Here is a 676-nt window from a genome sequence, read left to right on the forward strand (position 1 = left end):
CCCATTACAACATTACGTTGGATATTCATCTGAGCGAGTGTTTTATCGACCCGTGTTGCCAAGGTTTGGTTGGCTGTGACGATCATCTGCGGGGTATTAAGGTAAGTATCTAACGAGATAGGTAATTCACTTTGCAGCACTTGGTTATCAAAGGTGCAGAGGTGGCGCTCTCGATAGAGAAAGGTACTTGCGACTTTATTGGGTAAGTCCGAAAAGACGCCAATGCACAGGTCAACCTCGCGTGATTCAAGTGCATCAACACAGTTGTTACCATCAACAGGCTTAAACAATACCTTGGCGGCCGGCGCTAAGGTTTGAAGTTGGTCGAACAGTTTTGGTGCAAAAATCTGTTCCGCATAATCACTTAGTCCCACTGTGAATACACCATCAAACCCTAGCGGATCAAATTGGTTCGCTTGCATGATCTCTTGACTGAATATGGTCATGATCTGGCGTACCTTGGGTTCAATCTCGTGGGCTCGAACGGTAGGGCGCATGCTATTGCCATCTCTCTCAAATAGCGGGTCGCCTAACAATTCACGCAGTCTCTTGAGGTTATAGCTGGTGGCCGGTTGCCCGAGATGCAGTGACTCAGCGGCTTTCGAAACACTTCTGTGGCGAAAAAGTGCATCAAAAGTCAGCAGTAAATTCATATCTACGCGTTGCCAATTTATTT

General features: G+C 46.7%; 1 protein-coding gene. It reads right to left on the reverse strand.

Annotated features, from left to right (window positions below):
- The coding region (locus tag KIV40_RS31785) for a LysR family transcriptional regulator (protein ID WP_285353310.1) at positions 1-674 on the reverse strand (674 nt) is incomplete at its 3' end.
- Between the last annotated feature and the right edge of the window lie 2 nt (positions 675-676).

The sequence above is a fragment of the Vibrio sp. D173a genome (assembly GCF_030248475.1).